At 60.9% G+C, this 24,967-nt stretch carries 20 protein-coding genes; 3 read left to right on the forward strand and 17 right to left on the reverse strand.

What is annotated here, in order from left to right:
* Positions 1 to 16: 16 nt before the first annotated feature.
* From DKK75_RS03785 to DKK75_RS03835, 11 genes are all read right to left on the reverse strand, one after another.
* A complete protein-coding gene (locus DKK75_RS03785; protein ID WP_110452112.1) occupies positions 17 to 988 on the reverse strand; it encodes a dihydroorotate dehydrogenase in 972 nt (323 codons plus the stop codon).
* Positions 985 to 1,830 (reverse strand): iron-sulfur cluster-binding protein, encoded by an 846-nt coding sequence (locus DKK75_RS03790; protein WP_110452113.1) that lies wholly within the window; start codon positions 1,828 to 1,830, stop codon positions 985 to 987. Before DKK75_RS03790 ends, DKK75_RS03785 begins: the two co-directional genes overlap by 4 nt.
* Complete coding sequence (gene pyrF, locus DKK75_RS03795; RefSeq protein ID WP_110452114.1) at positions 1,827 to 2,888, reverse strand: orotidine-5'-phosphate decarboxylase; 1,062 nt, start codon at positions 2,886 to 2,888, stop codon at positions 1,827 to 1,829. The genes DKK75_RS03790 and pyrF overlap by 4 nt, the downstream gene beginning before the upstream one ends.
* Positions 2,876 to 4,309: a dihydroorotase gene (locus DKK75_RS03800; RefSeq protein ID WP_110452115.1), complete on the reverse strand. Its 1,434-nt coding sequence runs from the start codon at positions 4,307 to 4,309 to the stop codon at positions 2,876 to 2,878. The genes pyrF and DKK75_RS03800 overlap by 13 nt, the downstream gene beginning before the upstream one ends.
* Position 4,310: 1 nt before the next feature.
* Complete coding sequence (locus tag DKK75_RS03805; protein ID WP_110452116.1) at positions 4,311 to 4,724, reverse strand: aspartate carbamoyltransferase regulatory subunit; 414 nt, start codon at positions 4,722 to 4,724, stop codon at positions 4,311 to 4,313.
* Positions 4,721 to 5,662, reverse strand: coding sequence for an aspartate carbamoyltransferase (pyrB, locus tag DKK75_RS03810; RefSeq protein ID WP_110452301.1), 942 nt, complete (start codon positions 5,660 to 5,662; stop codon positions 4,721 to 4,723). The genes DKK75_RS03805 and pyrB overlap by 4 nt, the downstream gene beginning before the upstream one ends.
* 163 nt (positions 5,663 to 5,825) lie before the next feature.
* Entirely contained in the window at positions 5,826 to 8,930 is a 3,105-nt protein-coding gene (locus DKK75_RS03815; protein WP_110452117.1) for a bifunctional [glutamine synthetase] adenylyltransferase/[glutamine synthetase]-adenylyl-L-tyrosine phosphorylase, read from the reverse strand.
* 84 nt (positions 8,931 to 9,014) lie between these two features.
* Entirely contained in the window at positions 9,015 to 9,215 is a 201-nt protein-coding gene (locus tag DKK75_RS03820) for a carbon starvation protein (RefSeq protein WP_110452118.1), read from the reverse strand.
* Between the two features lie 109 nt (positions 9,216 to 9,324).
* Entirely contained in the window at positions 9,325 to 10,560 is a 1,236-nt protein-coding gene (gene mmsB, locus DKK75_RS03825; protein WP_110452119.1) for a multiple monosaccharide ABC transporter permease, read from the reverse strand.
* Complete coding sequence (locus tag DKK75_RS03830; protein WP_110452120.1) at positions 10,557 to 12,113, reverse strand: sugar ABC transporter ATP-binding protein; 1,557 nt, start codon at positions 12,111 to 12,113, stop codon at positions 10,557 to 10,559. The genes mmsB and DKK75_RS03830 overlap by 4 nt, the downstream gene beginning before the upstream one ends.
* Before the next feature lie 77 nt (positions 12,114 to 12,190).
* Positions 12,191 to 13,345 carry a substrate-binding domain-containing protein gene (locus DKK75_RS03835; RefSeq protein ID WP_110452302.1) on the reverse strand — a complete coding sequence of 385 codons (1,155 nt, stop codon included), beginning with the start codon at positions 13,343 to 13,345 and terminating at the stop codon, positions 12,191 to 12,193.
* A gap of 235 nt (positions 13,346 to 13,580) precedes the next feature.
* Here DKK75_RS03835 and DKK75_RS03840 point away from each other — a divergent pair, with 235 nt between their 5' ends.
* The 3 genes from DKK75_RS03840 to DKK75_RS03850 are packed head-to-tail and all read left to right on the forward strand — an operon-like array spanning position 13,581 to position 15,966.
* The gene (locus tag DKK75_RS03840) at positions 13,581 to 14,774 is read left to right on the forward strand and encodes an ROK family transcriptional regulator (RefSeq protein WP_110452121.1); all 1,194 of its coding nucleotides are present in this window, start codon (positions 13,581 to 13,583) and stop codon (positions 14,772 to 14,774) included.
* Between the two features lie 57 nt (positions 14,775 to 14,831).
* Positions 14,832 to 15,623: an ATP-binding cassette domain-containing protein gene (locus DKK75_RS03845; RefSeq protein ID WP_181414467.1), complete on the forward strand. Its 792-nt coding sequence runs from the start codon at positions 14,832 to 14,834 to the stop codon at positions 15,621 to 15,623.
* 22 nt (positions 15,624 to 15,645) lie between these two features.
* Positions 15,646 to 15,966, forward strand: coding sequence for a hypothetical protein (locus DKK75_RS03850; RefSeq protein WP_110452123.1), 321 nt, complete (start codon positions 15,646 to 15,648; stop codon positions 15,964 to 15,966).
* A gap of 61 nt (positions 15,967 to 16,027) precedes the next feature.
* Here DKK75_RS03850 and metF read toward each other — a convergent pair whose 3' ends face one another.
* From metF to DKK75_RS03880, 6 genes are all read right to left on the reverse strand, one after another.
* Positions 16,028 to 16,909 (reverse strand): methylenetetrahydrofolate reductase [NAD(P)H], encoded by an 882-nt coding sequence (gene metF, locus DKK75_RS03855; protein ID WP_110452124.1) that lies wholly within the window; start codon positions 16,907 to 16,909, stop codon positions 16,028 to 16,030.
* A complete protein-coding gene (gene metE, locus DKK75_RS03860; RefSeq protein WP_110452125.1) occupies positions 16,902 to 19,238 on the reverse strand; it encodes a 5-methyltetrahydropteroyltriglutamate--homocysteine S-methyltransferase in 2,337 nt (778 codons plus the stop codon). The genes metF and metE overlap by 8 nt, the downstream gene beginning before the upstream one ends.
* Positions 19,239 to 19,416: 178 nt before the next feature.
* Complete coding sequence (locus tag DKK75_RS03865; RefSeq protein WP_110452126.1) at positions 19,417 to 19,977, reverse strand: SixA phosphatase family protein; 561 nt, start codon at positions 19,975 to 19,977, stop codon at positions 19,417 to 19,419.
* An 80-nt stretch (positions 19,978 to 20,057) separates the two neighbouring features.
* Positions 20,058 to 21,191, reverse strand: a complete 1,134-nt coding sequence (locus tag DKK75_RS03870) for a tRNA (adenine-N1)-methyltransferase (RefSeq protein WP_110452127.1) — start codon at positions 21,189 to 21,191, stop codon at positions 20,058 to 20,060.
* A gap of 6 nt (positions 21,192 to 21,197) precedes the next feature.
* Positions 21,198 to 23,132 carry an ABC transporter ATP-binding protein gene (locus DKK75_RS03875; protein ID WP_258333143.1) on the reverse strand — a complete coding sequence of 645 codons (1,935 nt, stop codon included), beginning with the start codon at positions 23,130 to 23,132 and terminating at the stop codon, positions 21,198 to 21,200.
* A 12-nt stretch (positions 23,133 to 23,144) separates the two neighbouring features.
* Entirely contained in the window at positions 23,145 to 24,908 is a 1,764-nt protein-coding gene (locus DKK75_RS03880; RefSeq protein WP_110452129.1) for an ABC transporter ATP-binding protein, read from the reverse strand.
* Positions 24,909 to 24,967 lie beyond the last annotated feature (59 nt).

Raw genomic sequence — 24,967 nt, forward strand, 5'->3', positions numbered from 1 at the left:
TCTGATATAGATGCGCTCATCGCCAGCACTCCCCTTTCTTGAGCAAATCGGCCAGATCGGGCCGCTCGTCCAACAGATCGTCCAGCTCCCGGGCCACCCTCATGGGCGCCACAGGGTCCACTAGGGCCGCAGCTCCGACCTCCACGGCATTGGCCCCCGCATAAAGGAATTCCAAGGCGGTGCGTCCCGAGTCGATGCCTCCGATGCCAATGATGGGAATGTCGGGCAGTGCCTGGCGCACCCGCCAGACGAAGGACAAAGCAATGGGCAGGATGCAGGGGCCTGAGACGCCACCGGTGCCTTGGGCCAGGATCGGTTTGCCCGTGTTGATGTCAATGCGCATGCCCACCAGGGTGTTGATCAGGCTAAGAGCATCCGCTCCCCCGTCGACGGCCGCCCGGGCCACTTCCACAATGTCGGTGACGTTGGGAGTCATCTTGACCACCATGGGTTTGTCGGTCAGACCCCGCAGCCGGGTGATCAGCCGGTTCAGAGCCCTGGCGTCGGTGCCCACGGACATCCCCCCATGTGAGACGTTGGGGCAGGAGACGTTGATCTCCAGCATGTCCGCCGGGGAATCGGCCAACCGTTCCACGACCGTGGCATAGTCCTGGTCGCTGTGACCGGCCACATTGGTGACCACGTTGGCTCCCAAGGCCTTGAGCCTGGGCAGTTCGTCCACCAAATAATGGTCCACGCCCGGGTTCTGCAGTCCCACGGAGTTGACCATGCCAGCGGGACTTTCTGTAGTCCTGGGCGTGGGGTTGCCTTCCCAGGGTATGGGCGAAACCCCTTTGGTAGAGATGGCGCCCATCTGCGAAACGTCGTAATAGCCCCCACAGGCATCCAGGTTGAAGGTGCCCGAGGCCGTGCCCACCGGGTTCTTCCAAGGCGTTCCAGCCACAACAGTGCCATGCAGCCAGATGTGTGGCTCGAGAGGATCCATAGCCATGGCCGTCTGTGTCTCTGCGCTTGTCAGCCCGCTCATCGTGCCTCCTTCTTGTCCTCGCCTGCATCCCAGATCAGACGATCGGCTGCAAAGACGGGGCCGTCCTTGCAGACCTTGAGCCTGCCGTCCACGGTGTCGACCACGCAGGCCACGCAGGTGCCATAACCGCAACCCATTCGAGACTCCATGCAGCACTGGGCCGGCAGGCCGGACTTACGGGCCCATGCGGCCACAGCCCGCATCATGAGCAGGGGTCCGCAGGTCAGGATGATGGTCCGCTCAGGATCAATATCGCCACGAACGCGTTCCAGCAAAGTCATAACATCCCCGGAGGCGTTGTCGATGGACTCCAGCCGATCGGTCAGGGAGCCCATGATGACATCGGCGAACCGATGGTCACGGTAGCCCAGCAGAGCAGTGGTGCGCACACCGGACCTGCCCTGAAGGCACTGGGCCGCGCGGATCAGCGGGGGGACGCCCAGACCGCCGCCCACCAGCAGATAATCTGCCGGCTTTCCCAGATCGAAACCATGGCCCAGGGGCCCCAGCAGATCTACTGCCATGCCTGGCTGCAGGCGTGAGAATTCATAGGTTCCTTGCCCCACTACGGCGAAGATGATCTCGATCTGCTCGCCCTCCAGAACACGGCTGATGCCGAAGGGCCTGGGCATCATGGTCATGCGGTCGGCTGAGTAGAGGTTGAGGAAGGCTCCTGCCGGAGCGTGGGCTGCCAGATAGGGGTCTTGGATGGTCATCCGCCAGACCTGTTGCTCCAGGGGCTCCATGCCGGTGATCTGGGCAGTACGTCGTCCGGGCATCCGGCCTGCCTGTCTGGCCTGCTCCTCTACGCGGTTGGTTGATATGAAGAGGTTGGGCTTCATCTGGCCTCCTTGATCGTCTGATTGAGATCGTCCTTCATGGCTTGCGCCGCTTGACGGGCATCACGAGTGACCATGCCCAGGGCCGCCTGAACGCTGAGCTGCGGACTGTAGTCCGGATCCTTCCGCCAGGCTGCGATGATCCCCCGAGAGGAGTTGACCACAGCGCCGCCGCCGGCTTGGTCGAACATGGGCGCTACGTCGGATGCCGAACCGCCCTGGGTCCCGTAGCCAGGGACAAGGAAGAAGGTGTGGGGCATGGTCCGGCGCAGAAGGGCGCCGTCTTCAGGGTGGGTAGCCCCGACCACAGCTCCAAGCCTGGAGTAGCCCGATTCGTCGATGGAGGATTGTCCCCAGGTTTCGACCAGGTCGCCCAGGCGCTGATAGACGGTGCCGTCGCCTGGGCCCGCGTCCAGGCTCAGCTCCTGAATCTGGCTGCCCGAGGGATTGGAGGTGCGCACCAGGGCGAAGAGGTCACCCTGGATGCGCTCGGCCGCCTGCAGAAAAGGTTCCACACCGTCGGAGCCCAAGTAGACGTTGATGGTCAGCGCATCCTCGTACCAGGGGAACCTCCCGCCCCCTCGGGCAGGCCCATCCACTGCCTGCCCAGGTGCAAAGGGCAGGGGAAGCCCATCTAGGTGGGCGGCATAGGCCTGAGCCGTGGATCCGATATCCCCGCGCTTGGCATCTCCGATGACATAGAGGCCACGGTCGGCTGCAGCCCGGCAGGTGCCGGTGTAGGCCCTGATGCCCCAGGGGCCTAGGGCCTCGTACATGGCAATTTGGGGTTTGACTGCAGGCACCAGGTCACCCACGCCCTCCAGAATGGCCAAGTTGAAGCGCAGATAAGCCCGCGCCAGGTGGTCTGCCCAAACTGCCTGAGCCTGTTCACCCTGGTTCTGCTGCGGATCCTTGGGATCCAGACCCATCTGAGCCATGCTCCCGGCAGCACGCTGCCTGGCCTCTTCGATTAGCTGACTGGGCAGTAGTTCCGGTCGCGGATCCAGACCGACCACGGTCGGATTGTGCTTGTCGTCGATGAGCGCGGTCAGACGGTGCATGCTCGGATCCTTTCCCTGGTGATGACGCGGCTTGCAGGCAGGCGGGAGAAGACCAGACGCCCATCCTTGATGGTGGCCATGACCCGTCCTGCCAGCTCTGTCTCGGCAAAGGGGGTGTTCCGTGCCTTGGAATGGAAGTGACTGGGATCAACCTCCCACCTGGCATCAGGATCCAAAATGACCAGGTCGACGGGTGGCAGGTTCGCATCGCTGTGCCGGTCGGCCTCCAGCTGAAGGTGACCGGTCTTATTGAGCTTGTTTGCTTTGTGCAAGGACAGGTCTTCAGGCAGGAGCCGATGCATGCCCAGGAGCTCGGCGGGGGCCAGGGACATGAGCTCGATCAGGCGGTCGTGGTCAATCAGCCCGCTTTTGACCAGAACCTGGTTGCAGACCGCATAGGCAGTCTCCAGGCCGATGATGCCGTTGGGCGCGTCCTCGAGCCCCAGTGCCTTTTCAGCGGCGGTATGAGGGGCGTGGTCGGTGGCGATCATGTCCACAGTGCCGTCAGCCACAGCCTCAAGGGCGGCCTGCTGGTCGGCGCGGGAGCGCAGCGGAGGATTCATCTTGGCCATGCTGCCGCTGCGCAAGAGATCCTCATCACAGAGGGCCAGATAGTGGGGCGCGGTCTCACAGGTGACCGATAGTCGGCGGGCCTTGGCCCGGCGGACGGCTTCGAACCCACCGGCTGTGCTGACATGCTGCAGATGCACCCGAGTGCCGGTGCGTTCTGCCAATTCAATGTCTCTGTTAATGATGGAGATCTCTGTTGAGGCGGGAATCCCCTCCAGCCCCAGCTGGTGGCTGACGGCTCCCAGGTTGATCTGACCGCGGTCGTGGTGCTCGCAGTGATCCAGAAGGGGCAGGTCAAAAGCCCGGGCGTTGGCCGCCACGGCTTCCAGTGTCTGGTCGGTGACCGCCGAACCGTCGTCGCTGATGGCCACTACAGGATGAGCCCATTCGTGGCCAGGCAGGTGATCCGACCAGTGGTCTGGGTTTGAGGCCTGACGGCCGGCACGGTCCAGAGTAGCCGCTACGCAGAGAGCGTAGTCCACCGGAAGACGCAGCCCATGGTCCCGCTCGTAGGATTCCAGGTAGTCGATGACCGTACGACCATCGGTCATCTTCGCATGGCCGTCCATGGCGGGCTGGGTATTGGGCATGAGCAGTATCAGCCCGTAGCCTCCGGCCGCTGCTGCAGCCGTGCCGGTGACCATGTCCTCCTTGTCGGGCTGGCCAGGGTCGCGCAGGTGGACGTGCGGGTCGACCAAGGCCGGAGCCAGCACCAGTCCCGAGGCGTCGATCTGGCTGGCCTCTGCCGACATGGCGCCAGTTTCGTCAATCAGCGCGCTGTCGGCGGCCTGGGAAAGCACCAGATCGACCGCTCTGCCGCTGCGCCAATCAGTCAACCCCAGCAGCCGCATGTCAGTCTTCAGCCTTCTCGTCGCAGTAGTCGCAGCGGTAGACCCCGGCAGCGTCAAGGTGGAAGCGCTGGTCCACGCCGGTCTCCACCGTGGTTACGCAACGAGGGTTGACGCAGGTGATGACGTTGACCAAATGGCCGGGACGATCCGGCTGATGCTTGCTGACGATCCTGCCCTGCCGGACAACATCGACGGTGGCTTCAGGGGCGATGAACCCCAAGGCAGTCAGATCCAGATCCCCGGTCTGCTCAATCTTGATGATGTCCTTGGAGCCGTACTTGCGGCTGTCCGTGTTCATAATCAGGGCCAACCGGGTCTGCGAGGGGTCCACGCGCAGGTAGTGCAAGACCTTCAGGGCTGTGCCTGCACGAACGTGGTCGATAATGATTCCATCAACAATGCTGGTGACCTTCATGCCGCCACCTCCTTCCGCTCGCGGTAACCAGGCAGTTCATCGCCCAGCAGGGCGCTCTCCAGGGCCATTCTGACCAGCATGCCGTTGCGGACCTGCTGGAAGTAGGCCGCACGCGGGTCATCGTCCACCTCCACAGCGATCTCGTTGACCCTGGGCAGAGGGTGGAGGATAGCCATGTCGGGGCGCGCAGCCCGAAGCTTGTCCGCATCCAGGATGTAGGTGTCGCGCAGACGCAGGTAGTCGTCCTCGTTGAAGAATCGCTCCTGCTGGACACGGGTCATGTAGAGCACGTCCAGGTCGCCGATGACCCCGTTCAGATCCCCGGTCTCGCGGTAGGTGCAGTCGGCCGAGGAGCGGATCCTCTCCAGGACGTATTCGGGGGTGCGCAGCTCGTCAGGGCTGATCAGGACGAAGTCCACGTGGCCCAGGCGGCAGAGGGTGGTAATCAGGGAGTGGACTGTACGACCAAAGGTCAGATCCCCGCACAGGCCGATAGTCAGATGGTTCAGCCGACTTTTGCGGGCGCGGATGGTGGCCAGGTCAGTCAGGGTCTGGGTCGGATGCATATGCCCGCCGTCGCCGGCGTTGATGACCGGAACCGTGGCCGCCCGAGATGCCACTAGTGCGGCTCCCTCCTTGGGATGGCGGATGGCCACGATGTCGGCGTAGTTGGAGACGGTCTTCAGGGTATCGCTGATGGACTCACCTTTGGAGACGCTGGCCAGCTGGGCGCCGGCGAATCCGATGACCTGGCCGCCCAGGCGGAGCATGGCCGTCTCGAAACTGAGCCGGGTGCGAGTGCTGGGTTCATAGAAGAGCGTAGCCAGGACGCGACCGTCGCAGGTGTGGGCCACCTGACGGCGATGGGTGTCGATATAGGCCGCACGATCCAGCAGGTCCAGGATCTGGGTCATGGGGATGTCGTCGAGAGTGACCAGACTTCGCCCACGAAGCGGAACAAGGGTTGCGGGGCCGGAGCGGGAATCGACGGCTGAAGAGGTGTTGGATGCGTGATCAACTTGTTGGGACAACGGCTCACCTTCCTCAAGGTGGCCACCTTATGTGACCTGAACAAGCATACGACCGCGGATGGACCCAGGGTCAGCCGCCGTAGAAGAGTGCTTCCATGACCTGCCTGCAGCGGCGCATGGCCGCCAGCAGTTCGTTGACAAAGTGCTGTCCCCGGTGGGCCGGATAGCCCAGACAGACAGCGATACCTCCCAGAATCTGCCCGTCATCCGGCAGGATGTCCGCCTGAGTGACACGTCCAGACCAGAGGAAGTTGGCGTTGCGGGCTGCGGTGCAGAGCACCCAGCTGCGGCGCAGAGCCTCGGCATCCTTGGCATCTATGAGCTCCGCAGTCTCCAAGGCATTCAGGGCTGTCATCGTGCCAGTGACCTGCAGCTCAGGCAGATCGTAGGCATGACGCAGCTGGAGAAGCTGAACCGTCCACTCCACGTCAGACAGCCCTCCCCGGCCCAACTTCAGATGACGATCCCGACGCACGCCGCGCGGCAACCGCTCTGCCTCCATCCGGGCCTTGAGACGCCGGATCTGACCCAGCTCCTCCTCATTGGGCGGCCGGTGGGGGTAGCGCAGCGGATTGGCTGTGTCCTCGAGAAAATCCTTGGCCAGGCCGGCATTCCCAGCTGCGAATCTCGCTCGGATCAGGGCCTGATGTTCCCAAGTTTCGGACCAGTCGCGGTAGTAGCGTTTATAGGAGTCCAGCGAACGCACCAGAGGCCCATGGCGTCCTTCCGGGCGCAGGTCAAAGTCAAGGTCGATGCCGGGCTCCAGGCTTGCCGGTCCAGCCAGTACGGCTCGCAGGTCTGCGGTCACTCCACGCGCGAATTCCGCTGCCTGATCCTGGTCGGCGCCTGATGCGGGACGGTAGATCAGCATGATGTCGGCGTCGGAGTTGAAATTGACCTCCCTGCCTCCATAACGACCCATGCCGATAACGGCCAGATCAGCTGGCGCGCTCCGTGGCTTCTTGCCATTCAAACCTGCCTGTTCCGAACGGTGATCCACAGCCCAGTCCAGGGCTGTATTGATGGCTGCATCGTAGACATCGGACATGCCCGTCAGGCAGGCCTGCTGATCGTCCACACCGCTCATCCAGCCCAGTCCGATCCGCTCGATCTCCTGACGGCGCATGGCCCGCACTGCGGTGGCGAATTCCTCAAGCGAATCCGCATGCCGGGTTCGATAAGCTGCGGTGCGCTTGTCCAATGTGGCCCGATCCCTGGGGATCATATCCTGGTCATGGCCCAGCCAGGTCACCGACTGGACTGATCGTGCCAGGGCGCCAGACAGGTAGCGCGAGTTGGACAGGACGTGGCAGAGGCGGCTGGCAGCCGAAGTAGAGTCCCGCAGGAAGCCCAGATAGGTGCTCTTGCCGCCGAAGTGCTCCTCAAGGGTTCGCCAGCCCAGCAGCCCCATGTCCGGATCCTGTCCCTCCCCGAGCCACTGGAGAACGGCGGGCATGAGAATACGGTTGATCCGCGCCGATCGAGTGATCCCCGTGGTCAGTGCGGCAACGTGACGGATGGCGGCATCAGGGTCGGCAAAGCCGATCGATGCAAACCGGGCGCGTGCAGCCTGAGGGCGCAGGCTGACTTCATCCTCGTCCACCTGGGCGTTTATGGGCAGCATGGGACGGAAGTAGATGGCCTGGTGAAGGTTGCGCACCTCGATCCTGGTGGCCTGGTATTGGGCCAGCATCTGGTCAGCATGCAGGCCGAAGGCCCGGGCCAGCCGTCTCAGATCGCGGTTGTTCTCCAGCTCCTCCAGGCTGGGCGGCCGTTTGCCGAGGGTACCCGAACGGTTGATTTTCGGAAAAAGGTGAGTGCGACGCAACTGCCAGATCTGCAGACGGTGCTCCATGACCCGCTCGAACCGATAGTCATGGCTCAGCTGGTCGCCGTGTTTGCGTGAAATGTAGCCGCCCCACGACAGTGCCTGCAGAGCGTCCAAGGTTGCAGGACAACGCAGACCGACATCGCTGGAGCCATGGACCAGCTGGAGCATCTGGACAGTGAATTCTACATCCCGCAGTCCTCCCCGGCCCAGCTTGATCTCGCGCTCCTTGCGATCCTCTGGTATCAGCCGTTCCACACGCTGGCGCATCCGCTGGCAGTCGTAGACAAAGTTCGGACGCTGGCAAGCATTCCAGACCAGCGGCTCGACCATGGCTGAATAGGCCTCGCCCAGAGTCTTGTCGCCTGCAACCGGACGGGCCTTGAGCAGGGCCTGGAACTCCCAATTCTCAGCCCATTGGGCATAGTAGTCAGCGTAGGAGGCCAGACGGCGCACCAGAGGGCCGTCGCGCCCTTCGGGCCGCAGGGCAGTATCGACTTTCCAGAGCGGAGGTTCGGTCGATCCTGGAATGACCGACTGACAGACACGCTGCAGGAGGACGGCCAGAGCAGTGCCCACAGCAATGGGATCGGTCTCGTTCGACTCCACACCCGACGTCGGCTCCACCAAGTACATGAGGTCAACATCGGATACGTAGTTGAGTTCCTGGGCACCTAGCTTGCCCATGCCGATGACTGTCAGACGGCATGAATCCGCATGGGGAACCTGACGGCAGGCAATGCTCAGGGCCCCGTGAAGTGCGGCATCGGCCATATCAGATAGGGCTCGGCTGATTTGGGGCTCCAGATCCAGAGGATCCTCAGCCGCTAGGTCACGGGCCATGACGGCAGCCAGCTGAAGCCGGTATTCGAACCGCAGCGCATCGGCGTAGGCCGCCAGCGATGGCGAGGAATCTGAATGCTTCTCCAACCTGTCCAAGGCGTTCAGGACACGCTTCCGTCTGGTTTCCGCCGAACAGTCAGCCAGATGGTCAGGGTCAAGGGCGGCTGCCTCAACGAGCTCCGGCCGCGAGCGCATCAGTCGGCCCATGGCTTCCGAGGCCCCCAGCACCCTGATCAGCGAGCGCGCGGCCACTTGGTGCTCCTGAGATGATCTGGCCAGGAAGTCCGGCCTGATGCCCTGTGCATGCTGTTCCAGAATTCGTATCAGCCCAGCAAGGGCTTCGTCCGGATCGCAAGCCTGATCGAGGCTCTGGACCAGGATTTGCTCCACATCCTGGTCGTCAACCAGACGCGCAAGCCGATCCAGCCGAACTCGAGCCTTATCCAGGTCGTGCAGCCCAAGGTGGATCAGGGTTGAAGTGGGCGGTTGCACCGAATCTGCCATGACTGTTCCCCTGCCTTTCCACGGGTCCCGCGGCAACTCTGATATCTGTGGAACCGGTACAGGCATTATAGGGATGACGTGTCGTCAGCCCTTGCGACCCTCTCGGAAGGCGCAGACGGCGCAGTATACGGTGACGACAGTCAAGCAAACAGTAAAAATCAAGTTGGGCCATGTCAGCAGGCTGCCATCCCGTGCAGCCTCAGCCAGGGATTGGACCAGCCAGATGGCGCAGGCCACAGCAGTCAGGCCATACATGCGAGAACGGGCCTTGCCGGTGATACGCACGATTATGCTCCTTTTCGAAAAGGCACCAAAGATAAGCAATCGGCATAAGGGAAGGGAAGCACTTGAGGAGCTTGCTCCCGAGGCAACCCATCCCTATGCCGATAGTCGGTTAGCTCTTGCGACGCTTGGACATGACATCAATAGCCACGGCAAGAAGAAGCACTAGCCCCTTGATGGTCTTGACGATGGCCGTATCCACACCCATGATGGACAACCCCTGGTTGATCACGCCCATGACGAAGGCTCCGACAACTGCTCCGGGAATGGTTCCGATGCCGCCGGTGACCGCCGTGCCGCCAATGAAGCAGGATGCAATGGCATCCATTTCGAACTCCATGCCCGCCTGGGCAGTGGCTGATGCCAGTCGTGAAAGCATGCAGATGGCTGCCACAGCTGATAAAAAGCCCATGTGGACGAAGAGCGTGAAGTCCACCCGTTTGGCGTTGATGCCGGAAAGCACAGCGGCCTTGCGGTTGCCGCCCACCGCATAGACATGCCGGCCGAATACGGTCCTGGTCAGAATGAAGTTGTAGATCAGGACCAATACGGCCACGATGACCAGCATTATGGGCGTCCCGCCCTGGTTCTCATTGCCGGAAGAGGCCAGCAGGTATGTCACGAAAAGAATGACGACTGCGGCCACGATGATCTTGCCGGTCATCAAGGCCTTAGGCTCGGGAACCAGACCTACAGCCAGGGTCTTGCGGCGTTTGGCGATTTGAGACCAGGCGTAGGCAAGGATGCAAATGATGCCCAGGACCACAGTCAGGCCGTCGAATGGGCCCCACCATCCCAGGATGTTGGGCAGGTAGTCACGGGCGATCCCCCTGAACTGCGCAGAGGTGATGGGCACGGACTCGCCGACGATGACCGTAGCCAGACCACGGAAGATCAGCATGCCGGCAAGGGTGGTGATGAATCCGGGAATGCCGATGACGGCAACCCAGAATCCCTGCCAGATGCCAATCAACAGACCTACAATCAGCGACAGGCCGATAGCCAGGATCCAGTTGACTCCCATGTGTTCCATGAGGATGGCGCACACGCCTCCGATAAAGGCCACCAGGGATCCCACCGACAGATCAATGTGCGTGGCGATGATGACCATGACCATGCCGATGGCCAGGATGATCACGTAGGCATTCTGCTGGATCAGCGATACGAAGCTGTTGGGCTTGAGCAGCACCCCCTTGGTCAGTATCTCGAAGACGATCACGATAACCACCAGAGCGCCGACTATGCCATACTGGCGAGCGTTGCTGGCCAGGGAGGCCAGAATGCCCGGCCCTGCCTGTTCTTGTTCTACCGCCTGGGCGGTGCTCTTGTTGCTGTTGGGCGAGCTCATCTGGCTGCCACTCCCTTCTTTTCCACGGTCATGCCCTTCATCAGATATTCCTGCGAGAAGTCCCGGCGCTCCACGTCGCTGGTGATGACACCCTGGCTGACCGTATAGATCCGGTCACAGATGCCGATAAGCTCAGGCAATTCCGAGGAAATGACCACCACAGCCTTGCCTTGGTCGACCAACTGGTCGATGATCTCGTAGATCTCATACTTGGCGCCAACATCTATGCCACGGGTGGGTTCGTCCAGGATGAGCACATCAGGATCCGAGATCACCCACTTGGCCAGCACGACTTTTTGCTGATTGCCTCCGGACAGAGTGGAGACGGGCACATCAATGTCGCTGCACTTGATGTTGAAGCCCTTGCGGTACTCCTCCACCCGTGCCCTCTCCAGGTTCTCGTTCATGACCCCGTAACGGCTCATCTTTTTTAGCGAGGCCATGGAGGCGTTTTCCCTGATGTTCTGCAACAGGTTGAGTCCATAGACCTTGCGGTCCTCAGTTGCGTAGGCCAAGCCCGAATCAATGGCTGACTGAACGTTCGGCAGCTCGACCTGACGGCCGTGAAGCTCAATCTGTCCACTGATCCGGCTGCCATAGGACCGTCCAAAGATGCTCATAGCCATCTCGGTGCGGCCGGCGCCCATGAGACCCGCCAGTCCAACGATCTCACCCTGATGGACAACCAGATTGGCATGATCGACCACGGTTCGTGACGGATCCAGCGGGTGGTGAACGGTCCAATCGCTGACCTTGAGCACCTCCTTGCCGATATGCGGCACGTGCTGGGGATAGAGGTTGGTAAGCTCACGTCCTACCATCCTCTGGATGAGCAGATCCTGATCCAGTGGGTGGTTCGGGTCTATTTGCATGCCGCCGACCGTGGAGCCATCGCGCAGAATGGTCACCCCATCCGCAATCTGACCCACTTCGCCAAGCTTGTGGGTGATGAGGATGCTGGTCACCCCTTGCTGGTCACGCAGTTGCCTGACCAGGTCCAGCAGATGCTCGGAATCATCATCGTTCAAGGCGGCTGTTGGTTCATCCAGAATAAGGAGCCTGACATGCTTGGACAGCGCCTTGGCGATCTCCACCAGCTGCTGCTTGCCCACTCCAAGGTCCATGACCCGGGTATTGGGATTCTCGTTCAGCCCTACACGCTCCAAGAGGTGCGAGGCCTTGGCCCTGGTGGTGTCCCAGTCCATCACGCCCCTGCGCGCCTGCTCATTGCCTAGGAAAATGTTCTCGGCAATAGACAGGAAGGGGCTTAACGCCAGCTCCTGGTGGATGATGACGATGCCGTCGTCCTCTGAATCATTGATGGTCCGGTAACGGCAAGGCTTGCCATCGAACAGGATCTCGCCGGTATAGCTGCCGTGCGGGTATACCCCGGACAGCACGTTCATCAGGGTGGACTTGCCGGCGCCGTTTTCCCCGCAGATGGCATGGATTTCGCCTTTGCGAACCTCCATGTCGACATTGGACAGGGCCTTTACCGGACCGAAGGTCTTGGTGATCCCCTGCATTCGCAACAAGATGTCCTCGTTGGACATGCTTTCACCTCCTGTGCGCCGACCGTCCCTCCCCTTGATCGATAGCGGAACGGTCAGGCGCTACTGTGATGCCAACCTCACTTGGTTAGCTGATCGAATCGTTCCTGGGTCAGGTAGTTCGCCTTGACCAGATCGGTCAGGTTGTCCTTGGTGATGGCCTTGGGATCCAGCAGTTTCGAAGGAACCTTGATGCTGTTGTTGTCAAAGGTTCCGTTGATGCCGGTAACCTTCTTGCCTTGGGCAATTTCGATGATCATGTCGTATACGGCTTGGGCCAGCTTGTTGACGTCCTTGAAGACGGTCTGACCCTGCAGCCCCTTGGAGATGTTGGCCACGGCAATTTCCATGGCGTCTTGACCAGTAATCTTGGGCCAGCTGTCGGTATTGGGCTGGATGTCGGGCCTCTTGGACTGTATGGCGTTGATGACCCCCTGGGAGATGCCGTCATAGGGGCTCAGAACGGCATCCAGCCGCTCACCGTGCGCGTAGGTGGAATCCAGTATGGACTCCATGTCCTTCTGAGCCTGTTCGGTCTTCCAGGACTGCACCGATATCTTCTGCCAGTCGGCAAGCTTGAAGTCCTTGGTCACACCGCCTCCGTGCTGGGAAGGGCTGACCAGAACGCCTGACTGGAAGTAGGGCTGCAGAAGCTCCCAGGCGCCCTTGAAGAAGTACTTGGCGTTGTTGTCGTCGGGAGAGCCTGTGAACAGCTCGATATTGAACGGACCCTTGGCACCGTTTTTGAGTCCCAGCTGATCAATCAGCCAGTTGGCCTCCAGCACGCCGGTGCGCTCAAGCTGGAAGGTCGCATAATAATCAACGGCCTTGGTGTTCATGATCAGCCGGTCATAGGCGATGACCTTGGCCCCGGCATCCTTGGCCTTCTCGACCGCAGGCCCTACGGCAGTACCATCCTTGGCGGCCACGACCACGATCTTGGCGCCCTTGTTGACCATGTTTTCGATGTCGGCGTTCTGTTGGGCGGGCTTGTCGTCCGCGAAGGAGAGCACTACCTTGTAGCCTGCCTTCTCCAGTTTGGTCTTCAGGTTGTTGCCATCCTTGTTCCAACGTTCCTCCGACTTGGTGGGCATGGATACGCCGATGGTGGCGCCTTTGCTGATCGCCCCTCCCTCCTGGGAGGAACCGGAGGCACGTGAGCCTCCGCAGGCACCCAGTCCGGTAAGCATGGCGACGCCAATGACCGCCGCCATGGTTCGTTGCATGATCTTCATGAAGACTCCTTCATCCTTGAATTCTCGGGCAGACATCAACGTCCGCCTAGGCCACTTCATTGAAGGCCCAGTGGTCAGCATACCTATTTGTGTTAACTATTTCAATTCAATGAGGTTAATTATCTGCTTATCTGTTTTGTATATGAATTTAATAATATATACAAACTTTGCCTTCCATCGGCGCAACCGGTGTGCTGGGCTGGGACAAGCCACGATCTTGGCTACACTGGAACCTATGGCACATCGATTGTTCGGTTCACAGTCCTCTCTGCGTGAGGCCAACCGTGCACTATTGCTGGATACGATCCGAAGATTCGGTGCCATGACTCAGATTGAATTGGCTGAGAATACCGGGCTTTCAACAGCTACTGTCTCCAACCTCGTACGTCAGATGGGCGATCAAGGGCTTCTGGAGACATCCTCCACCACCAGAAACGGCCGTCGCGCAACCCTGGTTATGCTGGCCCGTCGCAAGGGTCTCGGGGTCGGACTTTACATCGGCCGCCAAGAGATGCGGTTGGAAGTCGTCGATGTCAGCCATGCCATCCTGGCAGAGCATGATATGGCTCTGCCACGGCAGCACAAGCCGGACACCACCCTGGAGCGCGCCATGATTCTCATCAAGGAGACGCTGACTTCCATCGGTGCCCGATCGAACGAGCTTGTCGGTCTGGGCCTGGCCATGGGGGCTCCTGTGGACTGCAGGACTCACCAGCTGGCCATTCCCGGCATCCTGCGAGGCTGGGACAAGGAGGACCTGATCGGTATCTTCCACGAGGCTTTCCAGGTGCCGGTCCAGGTGGACAACGATGCCAACTTCTCAGCCATGGCCGAGCTGAGAATGGGCGCGGCAGTCGGCAGACGCAACTTCGTTTACATTCACGCCAATGATGGCGTGGGTTCAGGGATCGTCATCAACGGCGAGGTATGGCGCGGCACCACCGGGCTTGCCGGCGAGATAGGCCATGTTCAGGTGGATCCCTTGGGCGATATCTGCATCTGCGGCAACCGTGGGTGTCTGAATACGGTAGTGGACGAGACCCGCCTTGTGTCATTGCTGAGCGTGACCCATGGGAGCATGACCCTGGATGACTTGGTGGCCAATGCCGTCAAAGGAGACCCGGGCTGTCGACGGATCGTGGGCGACGCAGCCATCCGCATCGGCAATGTAGTGGCTGATCTTTGCAACGCCGTAGATCCGGAGGTGGTGATTCTGGGAGGCATCCTGAGTACAACCAAAGACGTGTTTTTGGATCCGCTCCGAGAGACTCTCCAGCGCATGCTTTTCCCTGATGTCATGGTTCCCATGGAGGTGCTCCCTGCCCGATATCCGATTACCGGTTCCGCTCTGGGGGCGGCTATGATGGCTGTCGATAGCGTCAACGGACACATTGATGTGTCCACAAAATCCGCAGGCCGATCATCGTAGAGGAGGTGACCTGGATTGCATGAAACCTCTGTCTTGATGCAGGTGGACGACCTCTGCATCAGGTTCGGGTTCGTTGAGGCCCTCAAACATGTAAATCTGGATATTCGCCAACACGAGGTGCTTGCCGTCGTGGGTGACAATGGGGCAGGCAAGTCCACACTGGTCAGGATTTTGTCAGGCTTGATCCGACCTGATCAGGGTACTCTGATCTGGAAGGGCAACCCAGCCAGCATTTCTTCCATCAGAGTCGCCAACCAGTTGGGCATCGCAGCAGTCTTCCAAGGGCAGGACTTCTGCGACAACCTGGATGTTTCCTCCAACCTCTTTCTGGGTAAGGAACTGCGAGATCACCACCATCGTCGTGATGATGAAGCCATGCGGCGGCGCACCCGTCAGGTCCTGCAGTCGCTGGCCTCCCCGATACTGGTAGGCCAGCCCATGGCCGCCCTCTCCCTGGGGCAAAAACAGACCGTATCGATCGCCAGAACCCTGTTGGACAACCCCGAGCTGATCCTGCTGGACGAGCCTACGGCATCCTTATCTGTCATGCAGTCAGCCGAGGTGCTTAACTACATCAAGCGTATGCGTTCCGAGGGCCGCAGCATTCTTATGGTCTGCCACGATCTGCCGGATGTCTTCGCGGTTTCCGACCGCATAGCAGTCATGCGCCAAGGTCGGCTGGTAGGCGTCCTGCCTACGGCCAAGACATCCTATGAGACGGTAATAGCGTTGATTTCAGGCATCGATCCCGAGGATGTCATACAGGACCAGGAGCAGCTGGATGCCATGGCCAGAGCCAAGGCCCGCGTCCACGCCCTGCGCGGCACTAGAAAGATCCTACCTGAGTGATCATGAACGGAGGAACCCTGGAATGCAGCTGATCGACGCTCTTCTGACCATTGTCTGCGCCCTTATAGGGCTGATGGTAGGACTGATCTACGGACTTCTGCCGAAGAAAAACGACCGACTGACCGATAGGCAGCAACGCTGGACACCTGTCCTATCCCTGATCGGAGTCGGCCTGGTGGTGATTCTCATTCTGCTGGGACACGACCTGGCCTCTTGGGTAACCATCGGAGGAATGGTTCTTGGGCTGCTGGTTGGCATGATACCGCCGCTGCACAAAGCCGCGCTCAAGGCTTTGCCATGGCTGAGACCTCGCACTGACGAACGAGGACGAAAGCGGAGCTGAAAGTTAAGAACGCCTCTCGCTCGATCATCAATGCGGGGCAGAATATTCCGCTTTGATGCCGTCAGCCCTTGCTGCTGGAGGGCTCTGAGCTGGTGCCTACCTGCCGGAAGAGGTGACGGACGTTGTGCCAGATGCGTCGGGTGACGCCAGAGTGGTTCATGGAGTAGAGGTGGATGCCGTCCACCCCATGGGCCACCAAGTCGGCGATCTGCTGTGAGGCGTAGATGATGCCCGCTTCGCGCAGGCTGGCCCGGTCGTCGCCCCAGCGCTCCAGGATGGACTCAACCGCTGCTGGAATTCGCGCCTTGCAGACCTCGCTCATGTGCCTTACCTGGCCTTCGTTGGTGATGGGCATTATCCCGGCCTCGATGGGCACTTGAATGCCAGCTGCACGGGCCCGATCCAGGAAGTCAAGGAAATCGGCGTTGTCGTAGAAGAGCTGTGAAACCAGATGGTCCACACCGGCATCCACCTTAATTTTCAGATGCTTAATATCCTCCTGGGGCGAAGTAGCCTCCGGATGGGTCTCCGGATAACAGGCTCCGTAAATCGACAGATTGGGCCTACACGACCGAATGTAAGCGGCCAAATCGCTGGCATGGTCGAAGACCCCGGCGGGCTCACGCCCCTCCACGCTGTCACCGCGCAGGGCCAGCACGGCTGCCACCCCTGCCTCGTCGAACATGTCCAGTGCCTGGTCGATCACCTCGTGATCCGCGTACTGGGCGGTCAAGTGCGCCACGGCAGGGATGCCGTACTCGACATGAATGGTCTTGGCTATGCGGGCCGTGGCCGTGCGATCTGAGCGTCGGCCGGTCCCGTAGGTCACCGAGATGAAGTCGGGCATCAGCCCTTCCAGTCCGTCCAACGTGTCGTAGATAGTACCGACCGGGGCATCACGCTTGGGAGGAAAGACCTCCAGGGAAAAGATAGGCTCATGCATGATCCGACTCCTGACTGGACGACAGTTCCGCACGCACCTGCCGGGCGGCGGCCACCATGTGCTCCAAGCTTGGCCAGGTCTCCTTATCCCCTCGGGTCTTGAGTCCGCAGTCGGGGTTGATCCAGACCTTGGCTGCATCCAGCTTCTTCAGGATGGCGTGGATCCGGTCCACGATCTCCTCGGTGGAAGGGATGCGAGGCGAGTGGATGTCGTAGACCCCAGGGCCTGCCTCGGTCTCGAACTTGGCCTCCTGAATGGCATCCAGGACGGTCAGATCGGAGCGGGAGGCTTCGAAGGAGATCACATCGGCGTCCATGGCATCAATGTCCTTGATGATGTCGTTGAACTCCGAGTAGCACATGTGGGTGTGAATTTGAGTAGTTGGTTTGACTCCTGAATGAACCAACCGAAAGGCAGGAATGGCCCAGTCCAGGTATCGGCTGTGCCAATCCGAGCGTCGCAGCGGCAGCTTCTCGCGCAGGGCAGCCTCATCGATCTGAATGATGCGGATGCCTGCGGCCTCCAGATCCTGGACCTCGTCACGGATGGCCAGGGCCAGCTGGCGGGTCTGCTGCTTATGATCGATGTCCTCGCGGGGCCAGGACCAGTTCAGAATAGTCACTGGCCCGGTCAGCATTCCCTTGACCACATGGTTCGTGCGGGCTTGCGCATAGGAAGACCAGCGCACGGTGATGGGCCGGGCACGGGAGATGTCCCCCCAGACGATGGGAGGCTTGACGCAACGGGTGCCGTAGGACTGGACCCAGGCGTTCCGGGTGAACAGGTAGCCTTTAAGATTCTGTCCAAAGTACTCGACCATGTCGTTGCGCTCGAACTCACCATGGACCAGCACATCCAGGCCGATCTGTTCCTGGTGATCGATGACCTGGTCGATCTTGCGGGCGATGAAGTCGTCGTAGTCCTCCTGGCTGATTTCCTTCTTGCGCAGGCGAGCCCGCTCGACGCGAACCTCGGCGGTCTGGGGGAAGGACCCGATGGTGGTCGTGGGCAGCAGGGGCAGGCCCAGCTCCTGGGCCTGGATCCTCTGGCGCTCGGGCCGGGCCGGGGTACGCACGAAGTCCTCGTCCTTAAGGCCGGCCAGGCGCTGCTGCACCTGGCGGTCGGGCTGGACGCGGCTGCCATCGAAGAGCTTCTGGTTGTTAGCAAGAGCCTCGCTGGAGCGGCGCTGGTCCTCGTCGGCATCGGCCAGCTGCGCCAAGTCGTGCAGCTCGCCCAGCTTCTCCAGAGCGAAGGCGAAGTGGGGGCGTACGGTGTCGGCATCCAGCCCGTCCTCGTCGGCCACTGTATAGGGTACATGCAGCAGGGAGCATGCGGTGGACACCACCACGTTCGAGGTCACCTGGTGCAGGGCATCCAGGAGGCCCAGGCTGACTGCATAGTCATTACGCCAGATGTTGCGGCCGTTGATCAGGCCTGCGAAGATAGTGGTTCCCTCTGGTACGCCGTGTTCCTTGAGGGCCGCCAGATTCTCATCCCTGCCCTCGACCAGATCCAGGCCGATGCCGTCGAAGCCCAGATCAGCCAGCCGGTCATAACAGTCCCCCACATGGCCGAAGTAGGTGTTGATCAGGACACGGACCTTGCCCCGATCGCTCTCACGGGCCTTGAGGGTAGGTGCATAGAGGGTCTCGAAGAGTTCCAGGTCGCCCTGTTCCTTGTCCAGGACCAGGTAGGGCTCGTCCAGCTGCACCCAGTCGGCGCCTAGGCTGATGAATCGCTCCAAAATGGCCGCAAAAGCCTTGGCCAGGTCCTGGACCAGTGTCGGGTCAGGATCCAGCTGCTCGCCCTGGGGGCCACGGGCCAGCTTCAGAAATGTGTAGGGGCCGATCAGCACCGGCTTGGCAGCGATACCCTGCTCACGCGCCTCCTGGAACTCCTTGAAGGGCTTGTCGCCTTCAAGGGCGATTTTGGTGTTCTGATCGATCTCGGGCACCAGGTAGTGGTAATTGGTGGTGAACCACTTCTTCATAGGCAGGGCGGTCACGTCACCTTGCTCCCCCTGGTAGCCACGGCCCATGGCGAAGAGGGTGTCTTCGGAGCCCAGGCCCAGCTTCCGATAGCGCTCAGGCACGACGCCCAGGAGGATGGATGTATCCAATACCTGGTCGTAGTAGCTGAAATCATTGACGGGAATCAGGTCGACGCCGGCCTCCTGCTGAAGCCTCCAGTGCTTGGTCCGCAGATCGGCGGCTGTGCGCTGGACCTCTTCAAGATTCCGTTCGCCCTTCCAGTAGCCCTCGATGGCCCTCTTGAGTTCACGATGCGCACCGATGCGCGGGAACCCGGACACGGATGTAATCGCTGCCATGAAACCTCCCAGTTTCGTCCTGATGTCTCCGGTCAGCCTATCAGCGGCGGGGGGAGGCGGGTAATTGGTGCAAATAAGGTGTCGCCATAACTTGAATCGATAGCGACAGAGCCACAAGCACGGGACTGCTGGTCACTAAGACCGCCAGTAGAAGGCTCTTTCCAGCTTATCCTGCTCGTCAGCCCTGAAGATCCTGGGGGCCCAGAATGCCAAGCAAACGGGCCTGATGTATTCCCCAATCGGTCAAAGGCCGCTCAGAGCCCAGCAGAACCATGGTGGCCGGAGGCAGTCCAAGATTGAGTAGGTCCAAAAGGTCCGGATCAGAGCTGTTCTCGGCCAGCCACTGTGAGCAGATAGACATGGTGGGCTCATGACCCAGGATCAGGACTCGGCGGTCACGATCCTCGGTCTGCGCCAACTGGTCGAAGACCGCCTGCATGCCGGATTCATAGAGGGATTCCCGGTAATCAACCCGCGGTCCATCCCCCAAAGGCATGAGCATGCCGTCCAGGGTCTGACGGGCTCGTGGTGCACCCGAGCAGATGATGCGGTCGGGCACGAGACCCAAAGCAGCCAATCCACGGCCCATGGTCCGGGCCTGCTGCTGGCCCCGGTCGGTCAGCTGACGGCTGCGATCGCCCTGTGCCCCCTGGCGTTCGGTCTTGGCGTGACGCATAAGCATGAGGGTTCGGCTGCACCTGTGCAGATCCTCTGCCTTTAGACCTTTTCGCAGACCCATGCATGCTTCCTTTCCCGAAGTTCCCATCAGGCTTCTTTTCCATTATGACAGAGCTGGCTGAAGGTACGGGTCATAGGCGATCAGATTTCTGGCTCCTTGCCGCCTTCCAGAGTGCGCACCTGATGGTCCAGATCACGCAACACCTTGCGCAGCTTGCGATCGGAGACCCGGCGCAGCTCCAGATCCTCAAGTTCTTCCAGGTCCTCCATCTTGCGCTCGCGATTGTTGCCGCTGATCTGGGAAGGCTGCCGGTTTTGATCCACGTCAGTCTGGTAGTCCTTGGTGGCCCGGATATGCTTGCGGAGAGCCTGCTGGCCGGGAGCCATGGCCCTGCTGGTCAAAAGGAAGCCGGTGTGCCCAATCATCTCATGTTCAGGTCGGACCGCCAGACCATCGGCCTTCCAGGAGCGCTCCAGACTCTCCATGATCTCAGGCTCGGTCCATCGGCCGTCGGCGCGCAGAGCCTCGGCTAGTCGGCTGAGCTGAGTGGTAGTGGTGATGTAGGCGGTCAGCAGGCCGCCAGGGGCCATGACACGATAAACCTGCTCCAAACGGTTCCAGGGGTCCAGCATGTCCAGAACGATACGGTCGAACTCGTCCTCGGGCAGATCGGCTGCAACAGTGTCGAAATCGCCAGTACGCAGGTCCCACCGGGCAGGGCGCTGACCAAAGAAAACCGTGGCATTGCCCATGGCCACCCGGGCGAACTCCTCCCGCCGCTCGATACTGGTCAGTTTTCCTTCCGTACCAATGGCATCCAGCAGGCCCAGACTCATGGCCCCTGAGCCTGCTCCCGACTCCAAGACCCTCATGCCAGGACGGATGTCGCCCAGAAGAATGACCCTAGACACATCCTTGGGGTACATGATCTGGGCGCCGCGAGGCATTGAGAGAATGTAGTCCTCAAGCCGCGGGCGCATGACAGTGAAGGCCCACCCTCCTACCCGTCGTGAGGATTTCCAAGGCTTGGACCTATCATGCGCCTCTGTGTCTGTGCCAGCATCCTGCTTGGTACGTATTTGACGCCACTTGTCAGCCGAGATGGTCACCACTACTGATCCCTCAGGCACTCCGATCATGGCTTCATGCGGCAGAAGGCCGTGGTCAGTCTGGGTCAGGCCTCCTGGTTCCAGCATGACCGTCAGCTTGCGGCCACGCCGATCAGTCAGCTGGACCCGCTCCCCTACGCTCAGCGGACCGCGTCGAAAGCTCATGCCTGCTCAGCCCTCCTCGCCCTTGGTGAACTGGGAGTTGTAGAGGGAGGCATAGGCGCCGCCGCGGTCCAGCAGCTGGTCGTGGGTGCCCTGCTCGACCACCGAGCCGTGGTTGACCACCAGGATCAGGTCGGCATCGCGGATGGTGGACAGCCGGTGCGCGATGACGAAGGAGGTCCTGCCCTTGCGCAGGGTGTTCATGGCCTGCTGGACCAGCAGCTCGGTCCTGGTGTCCACCGAGGATGTCGCCTCGTCCAGGATCAGGATGTCCGGGTCGGACAGGAAGGCCCGGCAGATGGTCATCAGCTGGCGTTCGCCCTGGCTGAGCTCGCTGCTGTCCTCATTGAGCACGGTGTCGTAGCCCTGGGGCAGCTTGCGGATGAACTCGTCCACGTGGGTGGCCTTGGCGCCCTTGATCATGGTCTGGTCAGGGATCGTCTGCCCCTCGTCCAGACCGTAGAGCAGGTTGTCGCGGACGGTCCCGTCAAAGAGCCAGGTGTCCTGCAGGACCATGCCGAAGTGGCTGCGCAGATCGTGGCGGGTCACCTTGGAGGTGTCCACGCCATCGATGGTGATGCGTCCGCCCTGGATCTCGTAGAAGCGCATGAGCAGGTTGACCAGGGTGGTCTTGCCTGCCCCGGTGGGACCGACAATGGCGATGGTCTGCCCGGGCTTGGCCTCGATGGACAGGTCCTTGATCAACGGCTCGGCCGGATCGTAGGAGAAGCGGACGTGGTCGAAGCGGACATGTCCCTCGACCTTGCCTTCGGTCTCCTGACCCAGATGGTCGGGATGTTCGATGTCCGGCACCTCCTCGGCCTCGTCCAGGAAGTCGAAGACCCTGCGGCAGGAGGCCAGGGAGGACTGGAGCATGGTGCCCATGGAAGCCAGCTGCCCGATTGGCTGTGAGGCCTGACGGGTGTACTGGGTGAAGGCCTGCAGGCCGCCCAGGCTCATGCTGCCGTTGAGCACGTGGACGCCGCCGATGATGACCACGATCACGAAGCTCAGGTTGCCGAAGAAGGTTGACATGGGCGTAACCAGGGCCGAGAAGAATGAGGCCTTGAAGCTGGCCTGGTAGAGCTCCTGGTTGCGCTCTTCGAACTCTTCCTCGGCCTTGCGTTGGTGTCCGAAGGCCCGGACCACCATATGGCCGGAGAACATCTCCTCCACATGGCTGTTGACCTGGCCGGTGCGGATCCACTGACGGGTGAACTGAGGCTGGGTCTTCTTGAGGATAATGCCCGCGCACAGGGCCATGACCGGGATGATGATGAAAGCGATCAGGGTCAGCAGAGGCGAGATGGTCAGCATCATGATGAAGGCACCGATGATGGAGAAGACCGAGAAGAGCAGCTCGCCCAGGATCTGTTGCAGGGTGCCTGAGATGTTGTCGATGTCGTTGGTGGTCCGGCTCATGACCTCGCCGCGCGGGGTCCGGTCGAAGTACTGCAGGGGTAGCCGGTCCAGCTTGTCCTCGATCTGCCTGCGCATGGTGTAGACAGCGTCGGAGACCAGCCGGGTCATCAGGAAGTTCTGCACCAGCCTGACCAGGATGGAGATCAGGTAGATGCCGATGACGAACATGAGGATGGTGCCGAAGCGCCCCCAGTCGATGCCGACACCCACCTGGACGTTCATGGAGTCGATCATCCGGGCGAACTTGTCCTGCCCGCGGGATTGCAGGTAGACGACCACAGCCTGCTTGGGAGTGCCTGGCTTGGCGCCCATCTTGACCAGCATGGACCCTAGCAGCCCCTCGAAGAGGACGTTGGTGGCCTCGCCCATGACCTTGGGGCCGATGACGATCATGGCCACGGCGGTCATGCCGGATAGGACCATGACGATGACCCTCCAGGGACTGGCCAGCAGATAATGGACCAGCCGGCCCACGGTGTGGCGACGGCCGCCCACGGCCTGCGAGCCTGTATTTGTGCTCAAGTTCTTAGCCATCTACTCGGCCCTCCCCTCGTCAATGCTGAGCTCTTCCACATCGGGACCCTGCCCGCCCTGGGACTGGACGATCTCCTGATAAGTAGCGCAGTCCTCCATGAGCTGGTCGTGGGTGCCCCGGCCGACGATGCGGCCTCGGTCCAAAACCAGAATCTGGTCGGCCTGACGGATGGATGCCGCCCTCTGGGCCACGACGATTTGTGTGGCTTGGCGGGTGACTGGCACCAGGGCCTCATGCAGTGCGCGGTCGGTGGTCATATCCAGCGCGGAGAAGGAGTCGTCAAAGGTGTAGATGCGGGGGTTGCGCAGGATGGCCCTGGCCATGCAGAGCCGCTGCTTCTGCCCGCCGGAGAAGTTGGTGCCGCCCTCGGCCACACGAGCGTCCAGGCCCTCGGGAATCTCTCGCACGAAGTCCTCGGCCTGGGCGATGCGCAGGGCTTCCCAGATGCGGTCATCGCCGGCGTCGGGATCACCATAATGCATATTGTCGCGGATGGTGCCGGTGAAGAGTGTGGCTTTCTGCGGGACTGGCCCGAAGATCAGGGCCAGCTGGTCGGGGTCGTACTCGCGCACGTCATGGCCGTCCACGAGAACCTGGCCGTCGGTGACGTCGAACATGCGGTTGGCCAGTCGGATGATGGTGGACTTGCCTGATCCCGTTGCCCCGATGATGGCCGTAGTCGTCCCCGGACGTGCTGTGAAAGAGATATCCGAAAGGACCGGATCCTGGGCGCCCGGATAGCTGAAGTCCACATGCTTGAACTCCAGCAGGCCCTGAGGGTGTTCATTGCGGTAGGGATGCGCGGGAGCGGCGATCTCGCTAGTGGCCTCCAGGACCTCGTTGATCCTTCGAGCGGCCACAGCGGCCCTAGGCAGCATCACCGACATCATTGCAGCCATCATCAGGCCCGACAGGATGATCATCAGGTACTGAATGAAGGCCTGCAGGGCGCCTATCTGCATGGCTCCGGAGTCGATGCGGCGGCCGCCGAACCACATGATGGCCACGTTGGACATGTTCAGCAGGAACCACATGAGCGGCACCATCATGCTCATCAACCGACCGGTGGAGATCAGGACGCCGTATACGTCGCGGTTGGCCTTGTCGAAGCGAGACGCTTCGGTCTTCTCGCGGACGAAGGCACGGATGACACGCACCCCGGAGATCTGCTCACGGACCAGGCGGTTGACGGAATCCAGCATGTTCTGCAGTCGTGTGAACAGGGGTCCCATCCTGCCCATAAGCACCAATGCCACCAGGAGGATCAGTGGGACGATCACCGCTAGAGACCAGGTCAGGGGGCCATCCTGGCGCAAAGCGAGTATCAGTCCGCCGATCAGCATGACCGGAGCCTGCAGAATGATCATCAGGGTCTGCATGGTGGTCATCTGCATCTGCTGGACGTCGTTGGTGGTCCGGGTGATTAGGGAACCCGCCGAAAAGCGCTCAATCTCATTAAGGCTGAAACCTTCGACTGAGGCGAACAGATCCCTGCGCAGCTCGTAACCCATCCTCATGGCCAGCCGCGTGGCGCAGTATACAGCGACCACGTTGGCCACGATCTGGACGGCGGTGATCCCCATCATCTGCCAGCCGATCCTGTAGATGGCATCCTGGTCGCCTACAGCCACGCCCTTGTCGATGATGTCCGCCTGCAGGTTGGGCAGGTAAAGGTTCAAGGCCGTCTGCGCCACCTGAAAGAGCACCAGAACGGCCACCTGAACCCAGTACGGCCGCAAATAGCGGGTCCATATCTTGATCACGTCAACATCCTTCACGCATACGGGTCTGCCGCGGTCTCCGGACAGACAAACCACCACAG

This window comes from Bifidobacterium asteroides, assembly GCF_003202695.1.
In the GTDB taxonomy this organism is placed as follows: domain Bacteria; phylum Actinomycetota; class Actinomycetes; order Actinomycetales; family Bifidobacteriaceae; genus Bombiscardovia; species Bombiscardovia asteroides_G.

Excerpts from the sequence above, each read along its gene's own strand:
- DKK75_RS03800 (WP_110452115.1), bottom strand. The coding sequence starts at position 4,309 with ATGCGGCTGCTGGGGTTGACTGATTGGCGCAGCGGCAGAGCGGTCGAT.
- DKK75_RS03805 (WP_110452116.1), bottom strand. The coding sequence starts at position 4,724 with ATGAAGGTCACCAGCATTGTTGATGGAATCATTATCGACCACGTTCGT.
- DKK75_RS03830 (WP_110452120.1), bottom strand. The coding sequence starts at position 12,113 with ATGTCCAACGAGGACATCTTGTTGCGAATGCAGGGGATCACCAAGACC.
- DKK75_RS03850 (WP_110452123.1), top strand. The coding sequence starts at position 15,646 with ATGCAGCTGATCGACGCTCTTCTGACCATTGTCTGCGCCCTTATAGGG.
- DKK75_RS03840 (WP_110452121.1), top strand. The coding sequence starts at position 13,581 with ATGGCACATCGATTGTTCGGTTCACAGTCCTCTCTGCGTGAGGCCAAC.
- mmsB (WP_110452119.1), bottom strand. The coding sequence starts at position 10,560 with ATGAGCTCGCCCAACAGCAACAAGAGCACCGCCCAGGCGGTAGAACAA.
- DKK75_RS03815 (WP_110452117.1), bottom strand. The coding sequence starts at position 8,930 with ATGGCAGATTCGGTGCAACCGCCCACTTCAACCCTGATCCACCTTGGG.
- DKK75_RS03790 (WP_110452113.1), bottom strand. The coding sequence starts at position 1,830 with ATGAAGCCCAACCTCTTCATATCAACCAACCGCGTAGAGGAGCAGGCC.
- DKK75_RS03870 (WP_110452127.1), bottom strand. The coding sequence starts at position 21,191 with ATGAGCTTTCGACGCGGTCCGCTGAGCGTAGGGGAGCGGGTCCAGCTG.
- metE (WP_110452125.1), bottom strand. The coding sequence starts at position 19,238 with ATGGCAGCGATTACATCCGTGTCCGGGTTCCCGCGCATCGGTGCGCAT.
- DKK75_RS03785 (WP_110452112.1), bottom strand. The coding sequence starts at position 988 with ATGAGCGGGCTGACAAGCGCAGAGACACAGACGGCCATGGCTATGGAT.
- pyrF (WP_110452114.1), bottom strand. The coding sequence starts at position 2,888 with ATGCACCGTCTGACCGCGCTCATCGACGACAAGCACAATCCGACCGTG.
- metF (WP_110452124.1), bottom strand. The coding sequence starts at position 16,909 with ATGCATGAGCCTATCTTTTCCCTGGAGGTCTTTCCTCCCAAGCGTGAT.
- DKK75_RS03865 (WP_110452126.1), bottom strand. The coding sequence starts at position 19,977 with ATGGGTCTGCGAAAAGGTCTAAAGGCAGAGGATCTGCACAGGTGCAGC.
- DKK75_RS03835 (WP_110452302.1), bottom strand. The coding sequence starts at position 13,345 with ATGAAGATCATGCAACGAACCATGGCGGCGGTCATTGGCGTCGCCATG.